The sequence below is a fragment of the Sulfitobacter sp. R18_1 genome, assembly GCF_017743915.1.
Classification (GTDB): domain Bacteria; phylum Pseudomonadota; class Alphaproteobacteria; order Rhodobacterales; family Rhodobacteraceae; genus Sulfitobacter; species Sulfitobacter faviae.
In genome coordinates, this window is record NZ_JAGHRG010000004.1 from 60,346 (window position 1) to 78,732 (window position 18,387).

The 18,387-nt window shown below is 63.7% G+C and carries 20 protein-coding genes; 13 read left to right on the forward strand and 7 right to left on the reverse strand.

The features are described from left to right. Positions 1 to 7 precede the first annotated feature (7 nt). On the reverse strand, positions 8 to 583 hold the full coding sequence (locus J7392_RS09615; protein ID WP_209217355.1) for an OmpA family protein: 576 nt from the start codon (positions 581 to 583) through the stop codon (positions 8 to 10). Between the two features lie 424 nt (positions 584 to 1,007). On the opposite strand from J7392_RS09615, the gene J7392_RS09620 reads away from it, so the two are divergent. After that, positions 1,008 to 1,352, forward strand: a complete 345-nt coding sequence (locus J7392_RS09620; RefSeq protein ID WP_209217356.1) for a hypothetical protein — start codon at positions 1,008 to 1,010, stop codon at positions 1,350 to 1,352. Between the two features lie 55 nt (positions 1,353 to 1,407). Here the strand turns inward: J7392_RS09620 and miaB are convergent, their stop codons facing one another. Further along, on the reverse strand, positions 1,408 to 2,712 hold the full coding sequence (gene miaB, locus J7392_RS09625; RefSeq protein ID WP_067261470.1) for a tRNA (N6-isopentenyl adenosine(37)-C2)-methylthiotransferase MiaB: 1,305 nt from the start codon (positions 2,710 to 2,712) through the stop codon (positions 1,408 to 1,410). 122 nt (positions 2,713 to 2,834) lie between these two features. Here miaB and J7392_RS09630 point away from each other — a divergent pair, with 122 nt between their 5' ends. From J7392_RS09630 to J7392_RS09645, 4 genes are all read left to right on the forward strand, one after another. Beyond that, the gene (locus tag J7392_RS09630) at positions 2,835 to 3,704 is read left to right on the forward strand and encodes a hypothetical protein (RefSeq protein WP_209217357.1); all 870 of its coding nucleotides are present in this window, start codon (positions 2,835 to 2,837) and stop codon (positions 3,702 to 3,704) included. A gap of 331 nt (positions 3,705 to 4,035) precedes the next feature. After that, positions 4,036 to 4,728 carry a phosphatidylserine decarboxylase gene (locus J7392_RS09635; protein ID WP_209217358.1) on the forward strand — a complete coding sequence of 231 codons (693 nt, stop codon included), beginning with the start codon at positions 4,036 to 4,038 and terminating at the stop codon, positions 4,726 to 4,728. A 10-nt stretch (positions 4,729 to 4,738) separates the two neighbouring features. Continuing rightward, positions 4,739 to 5,518, forward strand: coding sequence for a CDP-diacylglycerol--serine O-phosphatidyltransferase (pssA, locus tag J7392_RS09640; protein ID WP_067261404.1), 780 nt, complete (start codon positions 4,739 to 4,741; stop codon positions 5,516 to 5,518). Position 5,519: 1 nt separating this feature from the next. Further along, positions 5,520 to 6,137, forward strand: coding sequence for a class I SAM-dependent methyltransferase (locus J7392_RS09645; protein WP_209217359.1), 618 nt, complete (start codon positions 5,520 to 5,522; stop codon positions 6,135 to 6,137). A 31-nt stretch (positions 6,138 to 6,168) separates the two neighbouring features. On the opposite strand, the gene irrA is transcribed toward J7392_RS09645, so the two are convergent. Beyond that, entirely contained in the window at positions 6,169 to 6,588 is a 420-nt protein-coding gene (gene irrA / locus J7392_RS09650) for an iron response transcriptional regulator IrrA (RefSeq protein ID WP_209217360.1), read from the reverse strand. Positions 6,589 to 6,751: 163 nt separating this feature from the next. Here irrA and fabA point away from each other — a divergent pair, with 163 nt between their 5' ends. Beyond that, positions 6,752 to 7,261, forward strand: a complete 510-nt coding sequence (gene fabA / locus J7392_RS09655; protein WP_067261401.1) for a bifunctional 3-hydroxydecanoyl-ACP dehydratase/trans-2-decenoyl-ACP isomerase — start codon at positions 6,752 to 6,754, stop codon at positions 7,259 to 7,261. Positions 7,262 to 7,320: 59 nt separating this feature from the next. Here fabA and J7392_RS09660 read toward each other — a convergent pair whose 3' ends face one another. Together J7392_RS09660 and J7392_RS09665 are read right to left on the reverse strand one after the other, a co-directional pair. Then, the gene (locus tag J7392_RS09660; protein WP_247744530.1) at positions 7,321 to 7,923 is read right to left on the reverse strand and encodes an SDR family oxidoreductase; all 603 of its coding nucleotides are present in this window, start codon (positions 7,921 to 7,923) and stop codon (positions 7,321 to 7,323) included. Positions 7,924 to 7,989: 66 nt separating this feature from the next. After that, positions 7,990 to 9,369, reverse strand: a complete 1,380-nt coding sequence (locus J7392_RS09665) for an NAD-dependent succinate-semialdehyde dehydrogenase (protein WP_209217361.1) — start codon at positions 9,367 to 9,369, stop codon at positions 7,990 to 7,992. A 163-nt stretch (positions 9,370 to 9,532) separates the two neighbouring features. On the opposite strand from J7392_RS09665, the gene fabB reads away from it, so the two are divergent. Both fabB and J7392_RS09675 read left to right on the forward strand, forming a co-directional pair. Next, positions 9,533 to 10,762, forward strand: coding sequence for a beta-ketoacyl-ACP synthase I (gene fabB / locus J7392_RS09670; RefSeq protein ID WP_067261394.1), 1,230 nt, complete (start codon positions 9,533 to 9,535; stop codon positions 10,760 to 10,762). A gap of 9 nt (positions 10,763 to 10,771) precedes the next feature. Next, positions 10,772 to 11,563 (forward strand): enoyl-ACP reductase, encoded by a 792-nt coding sequence (locus J7392_RS09675; protein WP_209217362.1) that lies wholly within the window; start codon positions 10,772 to 10,774, stop codon positions 11,561 to 11,563. A 184-nt stretch (positions 11,564 to 11,747) separates the two neighbouring features. On the opposite strand, the gene J7392_RS09680 is transcribed toward J7392_RS09675, so the two are convergent. Together J7392_RS09680 and J7392_RS09685 are read right to left on the reverse strand one after the other, a co-directional pair. Next, a complete protein-coding gene (locus tag J7392_RS09680; protein ID WP_209217363.1) occupies positions 11,748 to 12,863 on the reverse strand; it encodes a class I SAM-dependent RNA methyltransferase in 1,116 nt (371 codons plus the stop codon). A gap of 97 nt (positions 12,864 to 12,960) precedes the next feature. After that, positions 12,961 to 13,398: a peptidylprolyl isomerase gene (locus J7392_RS09685; protein ID WP_209217364.1), complete on the reverse strand. Its 438-nt coding sequence runs from the start codon at positions 13,396 to 13,398 to the stop codon at positions 12,961 to 12,963. A 194-nt stretch (positions 13,399 to 13,592) separates the two neighbouring features. On the opposite strand from J7392_RS09685, the gene J7392_RS09690 reads away from it, so the two are divergent. The 5 genes from J7392_RS09690 (at position 13,593) to J7392_RS09710 (ending at position 18,382) form a co-directional block, all read left to right on the forward strand. After that, positions 13,593 to 14,279, forward strand: coding sequence for a haloacid dehalogenase type II (locus tag J7392_RS09690; protein ID WP_209217365.1), 687 nt, complete (start codon positions 13,593 to 13,595; stop codon positions 14,277 to 14,279). Continuing rightward, a complete protein-coding gene (locus J7392_RS09695; RefSeq protein WP_209217366.1) occupies positions 14,279 to 15,100 on the forward strand; it encodes an alpha/beta hydrolase in 822 nt (273 codons plus the stop codon). Before J7392_RS09690 ends, J7392_RS09695 begins: the two co-directional genes overlap by 1 nt. Continuing rightward, positions 15,097 to 16,068 (forward strand): threonine/serine dehydratase, encoded by a 972-nt coding sequence (locus J7392_RS09700; RefSeq protein ID WP_209217367.1) that lies wholly within the window; start codon positions 15,097 to 15,099, stop codon positions 16,066 to 16,068. Before J7392_RS09695 ends, J7392_RS09700 begins: the two co-directional genes overlap by 4 nt. A gap of 169 nt (positions 16,069 to 16,237) precedes the next feature. Further along, positions 16,238 to 17,041, forward strand: a complete 804-nt coding sequence (pcaD, locus tag J7392_RS09705; RefSeq protein WP_209217368.1) for a 3-oxoadipate enol-lactonase — start codon at positions 16,238 to 16,240, stop codon at positions 17,039 to 17,041. 120 nt (positions 17,042 to 17,161) lie between these two features. Further along, positions 17,162 to 18,382: a TCR/Tet family MFS transporter gene (locus J7392_RS09710; protein WP_209217369.1), complete on the forward strand. Its 1,221-nt coding sequence runs from the start codon at positions 17,162 to 17,164 to the stop codon at positions 18,380 to 18,382. Positions 18,383 to 18,387 lie beyond the last annotated feature (5 nt).

Below are 18,387 nucleotides of genomic sequence, written 5' to 3' on the forward strand. Positions count from 1 at the left end.
GGTCCCTTCAGCGAATGCAGATGATTTCGACACGGCGGTTCTTGGCCATGTTCGCAGCGGAATTGTTCGGCACGGCGGGCATCCGTTCGCCATAGCCCCGCACATCGGCGATCTTGGCACCCACTTGATTGGCGATACGCGCGACCGAATTTGCGCGGTTGTAGGACAGGCGCATGTTATAGGCGTCCGACGCGCGGCTGTCGGTATGGCCGGTGATGATGTAGGATACCGCCCCGGTCGATTGGAAGAAGTTCGCCAGCCGCGCCCGGCCTTGCGGCGAGATGCTGTATTTGTCGGTGGCAAAGAACTGATCCGCCTCCATCACGCCGCAGACATCGCCGCGGCGGCAGACCGGAATGCCCTGCCGGGTGACATGGGGGGTCATATAGCCCTCGGCCCCGTCATCCATAACCCAATGTTCACAGCCATCCGGGTCCACCCAGATGGTCGGCGTGTAAACGCCCTTGTCGCGGCCCTGTTGCGAGGGTGTCTGCGCATCGACCGGGGTGCTGGCCACGGTCAGCGCCGCCGCCATCGTCAGGCTGGCCATGGCGCGCAGTGCTTTGGAAATAGTGGGTCCCACAGCGTTTGTCCTATTCTAATTTCTGGTTCTTATCTTTGGCAAATGCGACCCCTCCCCGGACCCGCGCCTTTTGAGTATAGGGTCAGGTTAGGTAAAAACGGTCTCGCTGTGAAGCTGTGAAATCAACATTTTGTGGCCGAACCTTGGCGGCTTACAACGAATCCACCGCGGGGTAGCGGCAAAAGGGCTTCGGAGCGGGGCCATTTCACCCTGCCCCGAACCGCCGAAAACAGGCCATTGGAGACGGCTTGGCGACAATCCCGCGCAAGCCCTTGGGATTGTTCGCAAACACCAGCCCCTGCCATTGAATCTTCTTGAAAACCGCACCTTTAGACCTAAACCTCTTTCCATCGGATCGCGAGGGTGGGACTTCGCGCGGCTTTGCCGATCTTGATTGCTGCAATGAAAACTGGGGGACCAACTTATGATGAAAACGCTACTCGCCACCGCCGTCACCGGCCTGCTTGCCCTGCCCGCTTTTGCGGGGGGTGTGAAATACGCCTATCACAACCAAGGTGTGGCCCATCCCACGGGCAATGTGATCCACGTCAGCTGCTACCGCGGCCCGTGGAACGACGTGATCTGGGACCGGCCAAACTCGGTCTTCGTGGATAGCCTCGTGGCCGTGGGCTATGACTTTGCCACCGCCCATGCCGTGGCCGAACGGGTCTGCCGGGATCACACACTCGTCGGCAACCCCGAGGGGCTGAAAGCGACGATGAAGCGGATCTTTGCGGATGCCGCATCGCACCGCAAACACAACTACTGACAAGCCAAGGGTGCGCGGCGACGCGCACCCGTTGCAGGCCCCTTGGGGCTGCGGATCAGACCAGAACGGCGGCCAGAGAGTTCGTCTTGGCCTCGGTCACCCGCACGCGCTGGATGTCACCGATCTGTGCCGTGCTATCCTCGATATGCACCGCATGCAGATACTCCGACTTGCCCAGCATCTGACCGGGTAGACGGCCCTTCTTCTCAACCAGAACCGAGACTTCGCGCCCCACCATCGACTGCTGGATTTCCTGCTGGTGCTGGGTGATCAGCCCTTGCAGACGCTGCAAACGGTCGTCGGCCACAGCCGGATCGACCAGCGGGCGTTCGGCGGCGGGCGTGCCGGGGCGGGTGGAGTATTTGAACGAATAGGCATAGCCGTAGCGCACCTGCCGGACGAGCTCCATCGTGGCCTCAAAATCCGCCTCGGTTTCTTCCGGGAAGCCGACGATGAAATCACCTGACAGCACGATGTCGGGCCGCGCTTCGCGGATGCGCTCAAGCAGTTTGAGGTAGCTCTCAGCGGTGTGGCTGCGGTTCATCCGTTTCAGAATATGGTCGCTGCCCGATTGCACCGGCAGATGCAGATAGGGCATCAGTTCGGGCACTTCGCCATGGGCCGCGATCAGGTCATCGCCCATGTCGTTGGGGTGGCTGGTGGTGTAGCGGATACGCTCCAGCCCGTCGATCTTGGCCAGTGCGCGGATCAACCCGGCGAGCGTCATGCCGCCGTGATAGGCGTTGACGTTCTGCCCTAGCAAGGTGACCTCGCGCACGCCGCGCTCGACCAGATCGCGGGCCTCGTCCAGCACCTTTTCGGCGGGTCGAGAGACTTCGGCGCCGCGGGTATAGGGCACCACGCAGAAGGCGCAGAACTTGTCGCAGCCCTCTTGCACGGTTAGGAAGGCGGCGGGGGCGCGTTTCGCCTTGGGGCGGCCCTTGAGGTGGTCAAATTTGTCTTCCGCCGGGAAATCAGTGTCGAGCGCGCTTTGCCCGCCCTGCACCTTCGCCTCCATCTCGGGCAGGCGGTGATAGCTTTGCGGGCCGACCACCAGATCGACGGCAGGCTGGCGGCGCATGATCTCTTCGCCTTCGGCCTGTGCCACGCAGCCCGCCACACCGATCTTCAGATCGGGGCGCGCGTCTTTCAACGGCTTCAGGCGGCCCAGTTCGGAATAGACCTTCTCCGCCGCCTTTTCGCGGATGTGGCAGGTGTTGAGTAGGATCATATCCGCGTCATCGGCCCGGTCGGTCGTGACATAGCCCTGACCGCCAAGGCTTTCGGCCATGCGTTCGCTGTCATAGACGTTCATCTGGCAACCATAGGTCTTGATGAACAGCTTTTTCGGTTGTGTCATGGCGGGCATCCAAGGGTTCTGACGGATTTCGGGCAGATGGCGTCGTCTAACAGCGGTGGCCGCGTCTTGCAATGCACCCGGAATTGGCCGACTTTACCGGCGGCAAATTCCAGCGGGGGCCTATGCGGTATCGCGATCTCGACCAGCTTATCAAAGAGGGCCGCACGGCGCTGAACACAGGCCCCATCGCCATGATCTTGGTCGAGGATGAGGTTGAGGTCGACACCACCCTGCGCCACCACCAGCAGGCGGGGTTCGACAGCGTCGTAGCGCTGATGCCCCCCGGTTTCGACCTGCCCCGCGACCTAGAGGAAAGCGTGCTGCGGGTGGACTATGACACCACCGCCGAAGCCGCGTTGGAGCGGGCCGTGAACCACATGATCGCGGCGGTGCCGGGGCAATGGCTTTATTACTGCTACAACGCCGAATACCTGTTCCACCCCTTCAGCGAGACACGCAACGTCAAGGAATTGCTGGCCTTTCATAGCGAAGAGCGGCGCGAAGCCATGCTGGCCTATGTGGTGGACCTCTATGCGCTAGACCTGAAGCAACACCCCAATGCCGTTTCACTCGAGCAGGCGCATTTGGACCGCTCGGGCTATTACGCGCTGGCGCGCAAGGATGCGGCCCGGCAGGGGCATCCCAAGGAACGGCAGCTTGATTTCTTTGGCGGGCTGCGCTGGCGGTTCGAGGAGCATGTGCCGCCGCACAGCCGCAAGATCGACCGTATTCCGCTGTTTCGCGCCAAACCGGGGCTGAAGCTGCGCGGCGACCACACGTTCAACGACGAGGAATACAACACCTACGCTTGCGAGTGGCATCACAACGTCACGTCGGCGATCTGCTCGTTCCGCACGGCCAAGGCGCTGAAGCGCAATCCCGGCAGCCGCTATGACATCCCCACATTCCAGTGGCATAATTCCGAGCCGTTCGAGTGGCATTCCCGGCAGTTGATGGATCTGGGTTTGATGGAGCCGGGGCAGTGGTTTTGACTGGCTCCCCCCTTTTAACTGACCCGCCCGGTGGCACACCGGGCATCGCCCTCCCTCCCCCCGGAGGGCGATCTTGCAACGTTTCGGCATACGGCCCCGTCAGGGTCCAGAATGACCGCCCCACACCACGCGACCGCTCATCGCCCACCAGGGAGGGCGACACCCTCAGCGCATGGTGGCTAACCTTTTCGACGCATGGACAAGACGCCGCCGGTATCCGCTACCCTCACCGTTCAGCCCGCAACCGCCCAAAACCCGCGCCCGTCCAAAACCTCCTTGCACTCACCCGCTATGCACCTATGACGGAAGACAGCCTGAACGGGAGGGTCCGATGGCCGTCAACTTGCTCGACACATTCATCAAACCGATGCACCGCGAGGGCATCAAATTCGTGGCGATCTTCGCCGCTGTCACGCTGGTGCTCTTCGCCATCGAAGAAGTCCTCGGCTGGATCGGCGTGGGCCTGACGATCTGGTGCTACTACTTCTTCCGCGACCCCGAGCGTGTGACCCCCGACCGGCCCGACCTGATCGTCAGCCCTGCCGACGGCATCGTCTCACTCATCGAGCCTGCGGTGCCGCCCGCCGAGCTGGGGATGCCGGATGTGCCGCTGACCCGCGTCAGCGTCTTCATGAGCGTCTTTAACTGCCACATCAACCGCGCCCCCGTCGCGGGCAAGGTGCAGGCCGTCGCCTACCGGCCGGGCAAGTTCTTCAACGCCTCGCTCGACAAGGCCAGCGCCGACAATGAGCGCAACAGCCTGTGCATCCGCATGGACGACGGGCGCGACATCGCCGTGGTGCAGATCGCGGGCCTCGTGGCGCGGCGCATCGTCTGCTTCGTGAAATCCGGCGACGGGCTTGAGACCGGCGAACGCTTCGGCTTGATCCGCTTCGGCTCTCGGCTAGATGTTTACTTGCCCGAAGGCGTCGACCCGATGGTGCGTATCGGGCAGACCATGGTCGCCGGGGAAACCGTGCTGGCCGAGTTGAAACAGCCGGTCATAGAGACCGCCCCGCTTTAGGAAAAACCCCATGCGCCCCCCTTCTGAAAAGACCGGCGCGGACCTTGCGCTGATCCAGCTTCTGCCCAATGCGCTGACGATCACCGCGATTTGCGCAGGGCTTTCGGCGATCCGCTTTGGGGTGCAGGGCAACTACGTGCTGGCGGTGCAACTGATCCTTTTGGCCTGCGTGCTGGATGGGTTGGACGGGCGGCTGGCGCGGCTCTTGCGGTCTTCCAGCCCGATGGGGGCGGAATTGGACTCGCTGGCCGATTTTTTGAACTTCGGCGTGGCCCCGCCGCTGATCCTCTATTTCTGGGCGCTGCAAGACATGCGCAGCGCGGCTTGGATTTCCGTGCTCGTCTACGCGGTCTGCTGCGTGGTGCGGCTGGCGCGGTTCAACGTCAACGACAAGGCCGAAGCGGCCAAGGCCAAGAACGGCGATGCGGTGGGCGAATCCGGCTCCTTCTTCACCGGCATCCCCTCGCCCGCGGGCGCGCTGCTGGTGCTCTTGCCGATGACCCTGTCCTTTGCCTTTCACAACCGGCCCATTCTGCCGGATTGGATGATCTGCCTGCATATGGTGCTGATCGGTTTTCTGATGATCAGCCGCATCCCCACATGGTCTTTCAAAACCACCAAAGTCTCCCGACGCCATGTGAAATACCTGCTGGTGGGCGTGGCAATTTTCGCCGCTGCCTTGGCCACCTACGCTTGGACCACGCTCGTCGTGCTCTGCTTGGCCTATATCGGCATGGTGATCTGGGGGCTTTTGAGAGCACGGAAAACGAGTTTAACCAAAAGGAATTGAAATGGACATCAAGGCGGTCGAGACATCCTATGCCCGTTGGGCACCGATCTACGACAAGACCTTCGGCGCGCTGACCAGTGGCGGTCGCCGCCATGTCGTGGCCCATATCAACAAGGGCAGCGGCTCTGTCCTCGAAGTGGGTGTCGGCACCGGCCTGTCCCTGCCCCACTACGCGCCGAACCTCTCCGTCACAGGCATTGATTTCAGCGACGAGATGCTCGCCAAGGCCCGCCAGCGCGTCACCCGTGAAAGGCTGCAACATGTAGCTGACCTGCGCCAGATGGACGCGCGCGACCTCGACTTCCCCGATGCCAGTTTCGACACGGTTGCCGCGATGCATGTGCTCTCCGTGGTGCCCGAGCCCGAGCGCGTGATGGAGGAAATCGCCCGCGTGCTGAAACCCGGTGGTCAGGTGGTCATCGCCAACCATTTCATGCGCACCACGGGGGTGCTGGGCTTTCTGGAAAAAGTCTCGGCCCCCTTTGCGAATACGCTCGGCTGGCATTCTGATTTCGAGATGGAAACCGTGCTGCAACAAGACGCGCTGGAGGTCGAAGACGAACGCGCCCTGCCGCCCATGGGCATGATGACCTTCCTAGTGTTGCGAAAACGCGGCTGATCACGCAGGCGGCGGGGCGTGCCCCGCCGGTTCAGGTCTTCCGGCGCAGCCGGATCACCACATCGACCGAGGCAATCTCGGCCCCGTCGGGCGCGTCAGGAAGCTGCGAGATCACCAACTCTTCCGAGGGTGCATCGGTCAGCTTGCTGTCGTCTTCCCAAAAGAAATGTGGGTGATCGTGGGTGTTGGTGTCGAAATAGCTTTTCGATCCATCCACGGTCACCTCCTGCAACAGCCCGGCATCGCAGAACGCCCGCAGCGTGTTATAGACCGTGGCGAGCGACACGGCTTCGCCCTGCCCCTTGGCCGCATCAAACAGGCTTTCGGCAGTGACGTGGCGGTCTTGCCCATCGCCCACCAGAAGGCTCGCCAGCGTGACACGTTGGCGCGTGGGGCGCAGCCCGGCCTGAGCCAACCAGCGCGTTCCGACCTCTTGTACCTCTGCGGACATCAGTTCCCTGCCTTTCAGGGTCATATAAAGGAGGAAATCCCCGGTTTTCAATTGAAAACCTTGCACCAATCGTCGCAGCGTCCCTGCCGCGCCCTTGCGGCACGCGGCGGCGGAGTGCTAAACGGGGCCGGATGTTATAACAGAGCAGCAGGAGAGCCGCAGGATGGCCGACTACCCCACGAGTTTCGACAAGGAAGATCTGCTGAAATGCGCCCGCGGTGAACTTTTTGGCCCCGGCAACGCACAGCTTCCCGCCCCGCCGATGCTCATGATGGACCGGATTACCGATGTCTCGGCCGATGGCGGCGCCCATGGCAAGGGCCATATCACCGCCGAGTTCGATATCACCCCGGACCTGTGGTTCTTTGAATGCCATTTCCCCGGCAATCCGATCATGCCCGGCTGCCTTGGCCTTGACGGTCTGTGGCAGCTCACGGGCTTCAACCTCGGCTGGCGTGGCTGGCAGGGGCGCGGCTATGCGCTTGGCGTAGGCGAGGTGAAGCTCACCGGCATGGTGCGTCCGGACCGCAAGATGCTCACCTATAAGATTGATTTCACCAAGGCGATCCAAACCCGCCGCCTGACAATGGGCGTGGCTGACGGCATCGTCGAAGCCGATGGCGAGGTGATCTATCAAGTGAAAGACATGAAAGTCGCCCTTAGCGAGAGCTGAAGCGCTGCGACTTTACGGATATTAAAAGGGGGCCACGCGGCCCCCTTTTGCATTGTCGCTCAAAGCGTCTGCATTTCCTGCACCTTACCGTCATGGCGCCCGGTCACAGCGGCCTCGGCCAATACGGCTGCCACATCGGCACGATGCGCCTCGCCCTGCTGATCGACACCCTCGCCCAGATTGACCGCATTGGTCTTGGGGTCATCGGTCAGCGCCACGGGCCGTAGGATCGAATGGGTCAGGCCGGAGGCTTGCAGATGTTCATCCGCCGCCTGTTTCGCCTTGAGGTAATGGGTCATCTCATGATCCTCAGGCGGATTATCGGCGCCCACCGAACTCAGCATCACGAAGCGGTCGACCTCGGCCTCGCGGGCCAGATCGACCAGACGCTGCGCGCCTTCGCGGTCGACCTTCTCAGTCATCTCCGGCCCCGTGCTGCCGCCTGATCCGGCGGCAAAAACAACGGCGTCGACACCGTCGCACACACCCGTTTGCAGGTTGGTCAGATCGCCTTTCCGCTCTTCGGTGCCCTCGGGCAGGACAGAGGTATCGGAGCTGTCGCGCACCAGTGCGATGGGCTCGGCCCCGCGGTCTTTCAATTCACTGACGAGCAGACGCCCGGTTTTGCCGGTCGCACCGGCGACAAGTACTTTCATGGTCATGTGGAACCTCTCGGAATTTAGTTTGATACGGGCGAGCGGCATTTCGCGCCGCCCGCCCTTTGCCGGTTACGACGGCAGGAAAATCGACTTGGCGTTGACGAACTCTTTCATGCCAAAGCCGCCGTGTTCGCGCCCGTAGCCGGAATTCTTCACCCCGCCGAAGGGCATATTCGGATCGGCGGCGCCAAAGTTGTTGATCCGCACCATGCCGGTGTCGAACTCATCCCGCGCAAGGCGCAGGGCGTACTCTTCATCCGTGCAGAAGATGCCGCCGCCCAGACCATAGCGGCTGTCATTGGCAATGCGCATCGCGTCTCCGTCATCCTTCGCCCGGATGACCGAGGCGACGGGTCCAAAGATTTCATCGTCATAGGCTGGCATGCCCGGCTTGACCTCGGCCAGAACGGTCGCGGGATAATAGGCACCCGTGCGGTCGGGCACTTCGCCACCGCAGAGCACCTTGGCCCCCTTCTCGACGCTTTCGTTCACCTGATCGCGTACGGATTCGAACTGTTCTTGGCTCGACAGCGGCCCGAGTTTCGTATCCTCGTCCATCGGATCACCCATCGGTATCGCCTTCATCGCATCGACATAGGCGCTGACGAAAGCGTCGTAATTCTTCTCGGTCACGATGAAACGCTTGGCCGAGACGCAGGTCTGGCCGTTGTTATAAAGCCGCCCCATGGTCGAGAATTTCACCGCCGTTTCAATATCGGCGTCGTCGAGCACGAGGTAGGCGTCGTTCGAGCCCAATTCGAGCACGGATTTCTTGAGATGTTTCGCGGCCTCCGACCCGATATGGCTGCCCGCGCTGTCAGAGCCGGTCATGGTCACGCCGCGTACCAGCTTATGGCCGATCAGCTTGTCGGAGGTATCGTGGTCGATGATGATAACGTTGAACAGGTCTTTGGGCAGGCCCGCTTCTTCGCAGATCTCTTTCAAACGCAAGCCGCTGCCGGTGCAGATTTCCGCATGTTTCAGGACGCAGCCGTTGCCGGTCATCAGGTTCGCGGCCAGCACGCGCACAGGCTGGTAGAGGGGGAAGTTCCACGGCTGGATCTGATAGATCACGCCGATGGGCTGATAGGTCACCACACCGCGCTTCTTGCCGCCGGCGTGTTTGCGCTCTTCATCCTGCAGCATGTCGGGGCCGTTCTCAGCGGTATATTCAAAGATCTGCGCGCAGAGTTCGACCTCGGTCAGCCCGTCTTTGTAGAGCTTGCCGACCTCGCTGGTCATCAGTTCCGACAGGCTTTCCTTATTTTCGCGCAGCTTCTCGGCAATCTTTTTCAGATAGGGCGCGCGTTCGGCATGGGTCAGCTTGCGCCACTCCTTGAACGCCTCATGCGTTGCCTCGACCGCTTGGGTCGCTTCGGTTTCGGACATCACGTCATAGGTGTCGAGCACCTCTTCGGTGGCGGGATTTACCGTATTAATCTTTGGCATTCTAATCTCCTTTATGTCTCGTGAAGCCAACACCGCCTGCCACTGCACCGTTCCATCACAGAACCTTGACCGCGCCCTTCGCGCGCAGAGGATCGGCAAACCGCTTGCGCCGTATGGGCGTGCTGGCATACACCGGGGCTGCCAAAACAAAGGAGTGCTGCGCATGCGCCGCGTCGTCGTCACAGGGTTGGGGATTGTCTCATCCATCGGAAACAACGCCGAAGAAGTGCTCGAAGCACTGAAAAACGGCACCTCCGGGATCGAAGCCAGCCCGGAGATGGCCGAACACGGGTTCCGCAGCCGCGTCGCCGGCACGCTGAAGATCAATCTGGCCGATCACATCGACAAGCGCACCTTGCGTTTCATGGGGCCGGGCGCGGGCTATGCCTATGTCGCCATGGATCAGGCGATCAAGGATGCGGGTCTCGACGAGGCGCAGATCAGCAATCCGCGCACCGGTCTGGTGGCAGGCTCCGGCGGGCCGTCGACTTCGGCCATGTTCGCCGCGCATAACATCGTGAAAGACACCGGCGCCACCAAGCGCATCGGGCCCTTTGCCGTGCCCAAGTGCATGTCTTCGACCGTCAGCGCGAACCTTTCGACCGCCTTTAAGATCAAGGGCATCAACTATTCGATCACTTCCGCCTGCTCCACCTCGCTGCATTGCATCGGCAACGCGGCCGAGCAAATCATGCTGGGCAAGCAGGACGTGATGTTCGCCGGCGGCGGCGAGGAGTTGGACTGGACGCTGAGCTGCCTCTTCGACGCCATGGGCGCGATGTCCTCCAAATACAACGACGCGCCCGAGACGGCGAGCCGCGCCTTCGACGCGGACCGCGACGGTTTCGTGATCTCCGGCGGCGGCGGCATGCTGGTGCTGGAAGACCTCGACCACGCGCTGGCGCGCGGTGCAAAAATCTACGCCGAGGTGACCGGCTATGCCGCCACCAGCGACGGGCATGACATGGTCGCGCCTTCGGGCGAGGGCGGCGAGCGCGCCATGCGTCTGGCGCTGGAGACCCTGCCCGAGGGCCGCAAGGTAGGCTACATCAACGCCCATGGCACCTCGACCCCCGTCGGCGATGTGGGCGAGATCGAAGCGGTGCGCCGTGTCTTTGGGCAAGGCAACACCCCGCCCGTCAGCTCGACGAAGTCGATGACCGGCCACGCGCAGGGCGCTGCCGGCGCGCTGGAGGCGATCTTCTCGCTGCTGATGCTCGACAACGATTTCATCGCCAAGTCGATCAACGTGCAAAACCTCGACCCGGCGCTTGATCCCTCCGAAATCGCGTTGGAGCGGGTCGACAACGCGGGCCTCGACTCGGTGATGACGAACTCCTTCGGGTTCGGCGGCACCAACGGGTCGATGATCCTGTCGAAATACCAAGGCTGAGGGCTGGGCATGTCTGGATTGCTTGCAGGAAAACGCGGCCTCATCATGGGCGTGGCCAATGAACGCTCCATCGCCTGGGGCATCGCCAAGGCGATGGCCGAGGCCGGGGCGGAACTGGCCTTTACCTATCAGGGCGAAGCCTTTGGCAAGCGGCTGGAGCCGCTGGCGCAGAGCGTCGGTTCCGACTTCATGGTCGATGTGGACGTGACCGACGATGCCTCGCTCGACCGCGCCTTCGAGGAGTTGGGCGCGCGTTGGCCGACGATCGACTTCGTCGTGCATGCCATTGCCTTTTCGGACAAATCCGAGTTGACGGGGCGGTTTTTGAACACCAGCCGGGCGAACTTCAAAAACTCCATGGATATCTCGGCCTATTCCTTCATCGACGTGGCGCGCCGGGCGCATCCGCTGATGAAGGACAACGGCGGCACGCTGATGACGCTGACCTACATGGGCTCGAACCGAGTGACGCCGAATTACAACGTGATGGGCGTAGCCAAGGCGGCGCTGGAGAGTGCGACGCGTTATCTGGCGAATGATCTGGGGCCGGAAGGCATCCGGGTGAATGCGATCTCGCCGGGTCCGATGAAGACGCTGGCGGGGGCTGCCATCGGCGGCGCGCGCAAGACCTACAAGCACACGGACCAGAATGCGCCGCTGCGGTCCAACGCGACGCTCGAGGCTGTGGGCGGCACGGCGGTCTATCTGGCATCCGACGCAGGCGCCTGCACGACCGGCGAGATCATCCGTGTGGATGGCGGCTTCCACGTGCTGGGGATGCCGCAGGCGGAGCATCTGTAACGAAGCACGAGGGCCATCGCCTGCCCGCGGGTGGGCGAGCCAACGGCTGGACCTTGCCACTTTATGGTTCAGCCGTGACGTGACTTCGCCAAGTCGCGTCCAGCCTCACCAAATCGCCTACCCGTCCGGGCGGGCAGGCGATGGCCCGGCGCCTGCGGCTTGATTCCGGGCCGAGTGGCAGCCTCTACCGCAACGCCTCTGTCTGCCAGAGCCACACCTTCATCCCGCCATGGGCAATCGCCGGCCCCTGCCCCTTCCACGGCAAACCGGTCGCCTTCGCAAGCGGCGGCTCCGAGGTCACCAGCCCGACACGCCAGCCACGGAACCGCGCCCTCAGCGTCTCGCCCAGCGTTCCATAGAGCGGATAAAGCAGCTTTTTGTTGCCAATCCGCCCGCCGTAGGGCGGGTTCACGATCACCAGCCCGGGCGGGCCTTCGGGCGGCTGCACCTCCCCTGCCCCGTGGCAGGTGAATTGACACCACGCCCCCACCCCGGCCCGGTCGGCATTGGCCGTGCTCATGCGCACCGCGCCCGCGTCCCGGTCAGAGCCGTGGAACCGCACAGCAGGCTCGGCCACCTCCCCCGCAGCGCGCATCGCGTTCCACGCCCCGGCATCGAAACTCGCCAGATCCTCGAAGGCGAAGCGCCGCGAGCGCCCGGGCTTCAACCCCGCCGCGATCTCGGCGGCCTCGATCAGGAACGTGCCCGAGCCGCACATCGGGTCGACCACCGGCTCGCCCGGCGCATAGCCGCAGGACCGCAGCATCAGTGCCGCCATGTTCTCGCGCATTGGCGCCTTGCCCACGGCCTCCTTGTGGCCACGCTTGTGCAGCGCCTCGCCGGAGGTATCAAGGCTGAAGGTCACCTGATTGTCGTGGATGCGGACCTTCAGCACCAGAGCCGCCTCGGCATCGACAGTGATGCCATGGCTCTCGCGCAGTGCCGTCTCGACCCGTTGGGCTGCCGCCCCGGCGTGATAGATCTTCGACGCCTTGGTTGTCACCTGCACCTTCACCGGCACATCGGCCCGCAGCACGTCGCCGAAGGGGAACTTGCGGCAGCGTTTATCTAACTGCGCCAGATGGAAGGCCATGAAACCGCCGATCCGCGCCAGCACCCGTGCGGCACCGCGCAGCTCCAGATTGGCGCGCCAGACCTCGGGCCAGCCGCCCTGAACGGTCACGCCGCCGGGCTGGGCCTCAGCCCCGGCAAAACCTTTTTCCTGCGCTTCGGCGCAGAGCAAATCCTCAAGCCCGGGCGGGCAGACAAGGAAAATCTCGAATGTATCTGGGGTATCCATGGCCCCTGCATAAGCGCCAATGCGCGGGCGTGCGAGGGGAAAAGACGCCGGAGACGTCTTTGGGGCATGCCGGGGGGAAGCCCCCCGGCCACCAATATCAGGCCGCCGGAGCGATCTTGACCAGTTCGATGTCGAACTGCAGGTCCTTGCCCGCCAGCGGGTGGTTGGCGTCGAGCGTGACGGTGGTCTCGTCAACCTCAACCACGGTCACCGGCAGGGCCTGACCTTCGGGCGTCTGCATCTGCAGCTGCGTGCCGGGATCAAGCGGGATGTCCGCCGGGATGCCTTCGCGCGGCACGGCCTGACGCATCTCGGGGTTCACGGGGCCGTAGGCTTCGTCGCTGGGCACTTGAACGACCTTCTTGTCGCCCTCGGTCATGCCGGGCAGCGCGCTGTCGAGACCGGGGATGATTTGGCCCGAACCCACGACGAACTCAAGCGGGTCGCGGCCCTCGGAACTGTCGAATGTGGTGCCGTCTTTCAACGTGCCGGTATAGTGAATCTGTACTGTGTCGCCGGATTTGACCTCAGCCATCGGGTGTCTCCAATTTGTAGGGGGAAAAAGGAAGGAGGCCGCGTATCTGCGCGGGTGCTCCAAATTCCGCGACAGCATGAAGATTGTGACCCCGAGAGTAAACCCCCCGTCCGGGTCGATCGCGGAATTCGCCCCTTTTCGCCGCCGCGCCTGCATGCCACTCTGCCGCGACACGGAAAGGGAGAGCCTGTCAGATGCCCATCACGACCTGCGTTTTCGACGCCTATGGAACCCTCTTCGACGTGGCCGCCGCCGCCCGTGAGGCCGCAGCCGAACCCGCTTTCGCCGCCATCGCCGAGACTTGGCCGGAACTGGCAGAACACTGGCGTCTCAAGCAGTTGCAGTATTCATGGCTAAGAGCCGTGACCGGGGCGCATGATGATTTCTGGCAAGTCACCCAAGAGGGGCTGGATTGGACGCTCGAGAAGATGAACCTCGCCGATGACCCTGCCCTGCGCGCGCGCCTGCTGGCGCTTTACTGGGAGCTTCGCGCCTATGACGAGGTGCCCGCCATGCTGCGCGCGCTGAAAGACGGGGGCCTGAACACTGCGATCCTGTCCAACGGCGCCCCTGCGATGCTGGACGGGGCGGTGCAATCGGCGGGAATCGGTGATCTGTTGGATGTCTCGCTTTCGGTCGAAAGCGTCGGCGTCTTCAAACCGCATGCGTCGGTCTATGACCTTGTCGGAGAACACTTCGGCTGTGCCAAGGACGAGGTGCTGTTCGTGTCCTCCAACGGCTGGGACGCGGCGGCGGCGACGGGCTATGGGTTCACCACCGCATGGGTAAACCGGGGCGGCGATCCGGTGGACCGGCTGCCGTGGAAACCCGCGCATCAGCTGCGCGAGCTGAGCGGCATTCCCGCATTGGCGGGGCTGTAATGCCGCGTTTCACCACCTCCGACGGGCTGTCGCTGCATTACACGGATGAGGGCCGCGGCCTGCCGATCCTCTGCCTTGCCGGTCTCACCCGCACCGGCGCGGATTTCGACTACCTCGCCCCGCATTTGGCTAATCACCGGCTGATCCGCATGGACTACCGCGGGCGGGGCCGCTCGGATTTCGACGCGAATTGGCGGAACTACACGCTCTCGGTGGAATGCCGCGACGTGTTGGAATTGCTCGCGCATCTGGGGCTGGAACAGGTCGCCCTCATCGGCACCTCGCGTGGCGGGCTGAATGCCATGGCGCTGGCGATGATCGCCCATGATCACCTTTTGGGCGTGGCGCTGAATGACGTGGGCCCCGAGCTTGACCCCAAGGGCGTTGAATTCATCATGGGCTATCTCGGTCGCAACCCCGCCGCCAAAACCTATGAAGAAGCCGCCGCCGCCATGGCCCGCGCCTTCCCCGAGTTTCAGGGCGTGCCCGAGAGCCGCTGGCTTGAGGAGGTCAAGCGTCACTACAGGGCGACCGACGATGGGCTGAAAATCACCTATGATCCGCATCTGCGCGATGCCGTGGCCGCCGCAGGTCAGCAGGCTGTTGACCTTTGGCCGTTCTTCGATGCGCTGCAAGGGTTGCCGCTGGTCACGATCCGCGGGGCCAATTCCACCTTGTTTAGCCGCGAGACGCTGATGCAGATGCAGGCCCGCCGCCCCGATATGATCGCGGCCGAAGTGCCGGACCGCGGCCATGTGCCCTTTCTCGACGAACCCCAAGCGCTCGCCGCGCTGCACGAATGGATAGGACAAATCAAATGAACATCGACATGATCCGCGCCGCCGGCGACCGCGCCAAGGGCCATGTGCGGCGCACGCCGCTCTTGAACTCCCCGTTTTTGGACGAGATCGCGGGCCGCCGGGTCTGGGTCAAACCCGAGTGTTTGCAGCATACTGGCAGCTTCAAGTTTCGCGGCGCGTGGTCGGCCCTGTCGGCCCTGCCGAGCGCGCAGCGCGCCAAGGGGGTGATCGCCTATTCCAGCGGCAACCATGCCCAAGGCGTGGCGCTGGCAGCCAAGATGCACGGCGCGCCTGCCGTGATCGTCATGCCCGAGGACAGCCCGCGCCTGAAGATCGCCAACACCCGCGCCTATGACGCCGAGGTGGTACTCTATGACCGCGCGAATGAGAGCCGGGAGGAGATCGGTGCGGCCTTGGCTGAGGAACGCGGGCTCACGCTGATCAAACCCTATGACGAGCCGCAGGTGATCGCCGGCCAAGGCACCACAGGGCTGGAAATCGCCCAGCAGGCCGCCGAGGCCGGGATCGAAGAGGCCCAGGTGATCGTCTGCTGCGGCGGCGGTGGCCTGACCTCCGGCATCGCGCTGGCGCTGGAGGCCGAGGCGCCGGGGTTCCGCGTGCGCCCGGCGGAACCGGAAGGCTTTGACGATGCCGCCCGCTCGTTGGTTTCCGGCCAGATCGAGCGGAATGCGAAGGCGCTCGGCTCGATCTGCGATGCCATCGTCACGCCTGCGCCGGGGGAGCTGACCTTTCCGATCATGCAGCGGCTTGTAGGGCCGGGACTGGTGGTGAGTGATGAGGAGGCATTGCAGGCGATGGGTCATGCGTTCAACCGGTTGAAGGTTGTGGCCGAGCCGGGCGGTGCCGTGGCGCTTGCCGCAGCGCTATTCCGTAGCGAAGAGATCGAGGGTGATGATGTGATTGTCACCATGTCCGGCGGGAACGTTGATGCGGATATGTTCGCCCGCGCGCTGCAGACGCTGGGGTAACGATTAGGGCAGCGCCGACCCGCGGGGTGGTGCTGAAAGCGCCGCCCCAGGGGGGCGGGTCGGCGCTGCCCGGCCTACGGCCGGGCGGTCCTTAGCTGAAGCCCTACACTTTGACCTCCCGCGTTCGCACGATATGCTGCACCCTCAACGCCGCTCACAGGAGACCCCCATGCAGATTTTCGACACCGGCGAGGTGCAAATGCACTATCGTGTCGACGGCCCCGAGGAGGGCGCGCCCGTGGTCTTCGCCAATTCGCTCGGCACCGACATGCGCCTGTGGGACCCGATCCTGCCGCTGCTCGCGTCCGGTCTGCGCATCATCCGCTTCGACAAACGCGGCCATGGCCTGTCGTCCTGCCCGCCCGCGCCCTATTCTATGGGTTCGCTCATCACCGACACCGAGCGGCTGCTCGACCACCTTCAGGTGCGCGACTGCGTCTTCGTGGGCCTGTCGATCGGTGGGATGATCGCGCAAGGCCTTGCGGTGAAACGGCTCGACATGATCCGCGCGCTGGTGCTGAGCAACACCGCCACCAAGATCGGCAACCGCGACATCTGGGATGCGCGGATCGCGGCGGTGGAACAGGGCGGCATCGAAAGCCTTGCCGATGCGGTGATGGAGCGTTGGTTCTCGACCGGGTTCCGCGCCACGCCGGAACTGGCGCTCTGGCGCAACATGCTGACGCGGCAGCCCGACGCGGGCTATGCGGGCTGTTCGGCGGCGATTTCGCACAGTGATTTCATGACCCCGACCTCCGGCCTGCGCCTGCCCGCGCTTGGCATCGCAGGTTCGGAAGACGGCTCCACCCCGCCCGATCTGGTGCGCGAGTTGATGGACCTGATCCCTGCCTCGAAATTCAAACTGATCCGCCGCGCGGGCCATCTGCCCTGTGTCGAGCAACCGCAGGAATACGCCGAAACGCTGAACGATTTCCTCGCCAGTGTCGGGCATATACCGAAGGCGCAGGGCTGATCGTGGCGGCAGGTGTCTCCGGCAGCGAGCGAGCCAAACGCCTGCAACGCGCGCCGCATTCGCGCCCTATCGCGACGTCCGCCCTTGCCTTTGGCCCCTACGCGGACCACATCTGACCGAATGCCGCTGCCACTGATCTTTATCCTTGTGACGGTGATGATCGATGCTATGGGCGTCGGCCTGATCCTGCCCGTCATGCCCGACCTGATCCGCGAAGTTCGCGGCGGCGGGCTGAGCGATGCGGCCCTTTGGGGCGGCGTGCTGGCCACGGGCTTTGCGGCGATGCAATTCCTCTTCGGCCCGGTTCTGGGCGGGCTCTCCGACCGTTTTGGCCGCCGCCCGGTCCTGCTGCTGGCGCTGATCGTGATGACGGTGGACTATGGCGTGATGGCACTGGCGGGCAGCATCTGGCTGCTGCTGATCGGGCGGCTCGTAGGGGGCATCACGGCGGCGACCCATGCCACGGCCTCAGCCTATATGGCCGATATCTCTCCGGCGCAGGACCGTGCGGCGCGTTTCGGGCTGATCGGCGCGGCCTTTGGCGCGGGCTTTGTTCTGGGGCCGCTGATGGGCGGCGTCTTGGGCGAATATGGCACCCGTGCGCCCTTTTGGGCGGCAGCGCTGCTGGCGGCGGGCAATGCGGCGCTTGGCTGGGCCGTGCTGCGCGAAACCCTGCCCCCGACGCAACGCCGCGCCTTCGACTGGCGGCGGGCCAATCCGCTGGGCGCGCTGCGCGCCCTTGGCCGCCTGCCCGAGGTTGGCAGGCTGCTTGCGGTCTATTTCATCTACCATGTGGGCTTTGCCGCCTATCCGGCGGTCTGGGCCTATTTCGGGGTCGAGCGTTTTGGCTGGTCGCCGACGATGATCGGCCTGTCACTGGGCCTTTTCGGCGTGTTGATGGCGCTTGTCCAAGGCGCCTTGATCGGCCCCGTGATCCGCCGCTTGGGCGCCCGCGCCACGGTGATCTTGGGCCATGTTTTTGCCCTTGCCGCCTTTGCCGCGCTGACCGTGCTGACCTCGGGCACTTGGGCGCTGATCATGACCCCGCTCGCCGCGCTGGCCGGGGTGATCCCGCCCGCGCTTCAAGGCATCATGTCGGCCCGCGTCAGCGCCGATGCGCAAGGGGAGCTGCATGGCGCGCTCAGTTCCTCCACCGCGCTGGCGATGATCATCTCGCCGCTGACGATGACCGCAGTCTTCGCCTATTTCACCGCGCCGGAAGCTGCGCTCTACCTGCCCGGCGCGCCCTTCCTGCTGGCGCTCTTGCTGACCCTTGGCGGCTTGGCGATCTTTGCCAGCCGCCCTACCCCCACGTCACAAGGTGAAACTTCGCCGCAGTAGGCCCA

Bases quoted from the DNA above. Each gene is read 5' to 3' on its own strand.
- pcaD (WP_209217368.1), top strand. From the start codon at position 16,238: ATGCAGATTTTCGACACCGGCGAGGTGCAAATGCACTATCGTGTCGAC.
- J7392_RS09680 (WP_209217363.1), bottom strand. From the start codon at position 12,863: ATGGATACCCCAGATACATTCGAGATTTTCCTTGTCTGCCCGCCCGGG.
- irrA (WP_209217360.1), bottom strand. From the start codon at position 6,588: ATGTCCGCAGAGGTACAAGAGGTCGGAACGCGCTGGTTGGCTCAGGCC.
- J7392_RS09660 (WP_247744530.1), bottom strand. From the start codon at position 7,923: ATGACCATGAAAGTACTTGTCGCCGGTGCGACCGGCAAAACCGGGCGT.
- J7392_RS09620 (WP_209217356.1), top strand. From the start codon at position 1,008: ATGATGAAAACGCTACTCGCCACCGCCGTCACCGGCCTGCTTGCCCTG.
- J7392_RS09690 (WP_209217365.1), top strand. From the start codon at position 13,593: ATGCCCATCACGACCTGCGTTTTCGACGCCTATGGAACCCTCTTCGAC.
- J7392_RS09645 (WP_209217359.1), top strand. From the start codon at position 5,520: ATGGACATCAAGGCGGTCGAGACATCCTATGCCCGTTGGGCACCGATC.
- pssA (WP_067261404.1), top strand. From the start codon at position 4,739: ATGCGCCCCCCTTCTGAAAAGACCGGCGCGGACCTTGCGCTGATCCAG.
- J7392_RS09700 (WP_209217367.1), top strand. From the start codon at position 15,097: ATGAACATCGACATGATCCGCGCCGCCGGCGACCGCGCCAAGGGCCAT.
- J7392_RS09630 (WP_209217357.1), top strand. From the start codon at position 2,835: ATGCGGTATCGCGATCTCGACCAGCTTATCAAAGAGGGCCGCACGGCG.
- J7392_RS09665 (WP_209217361.1), bottom strand. From the start codon at position 9,369: ATGCCAAAGATTAATACGGTAAATCCCGCCACCGAAGAGGTGCTCGAC.
- miaB (WP_067261470.1), bottom strand. From the start codon at position 2,712: ATGACACAACCGAAAAAGCTGTTCATCAAGACCTATGGTTGCCAGATG.
- J7392_RS09675 (WP_209217362.1), top strand. From the start codon at position 10,772: ATGTCTGGATTGCTTGCAGGAAAACGCGGCCTCATCATGGGCGTGGCC.
- J7392_RS09695 (WP_209217366.1), top strand. From the start codon at position 14,279: ATGCCGCGTTTCACCACCTCCGACGGGCTGTCGCTGCATTACACGGAT.
- fabA (WP_067261401.1), top strand. From the start codon at position 6,752: ATGGCCGACTACCCCACGAGTTTCGACAAGGAAGATCTGCTGAAATGC.
- J7392_RS09710 (WP_209217369.1), top strand. From the start codon at position 17,162: ATGCCGCTGCCACTGATCTTTATCCTTGTGACGGTGATGATCGATGCT.
- J7392_RS09685 (WP_209217364.1), bottom strand. From the start codon at position 13,398: ATGGCTGAGGTCAAATCCGGCGACACAGTACAGATTCACTATACCGGC.
- fabB (WP_067261394.1), top strand. From the start codon at position 9,533: ATGCGCCGCGTCGTCGTCACAGGGTTGGGGATTGTCTCATCCATCGGA.
- J7392_RS09635 (WP_209217358.1), top strand. From the start codon at position 4,036: ATGGCCGTCAACTTGCTCGACACATTCATCAAACCGATGCACCGCGAG.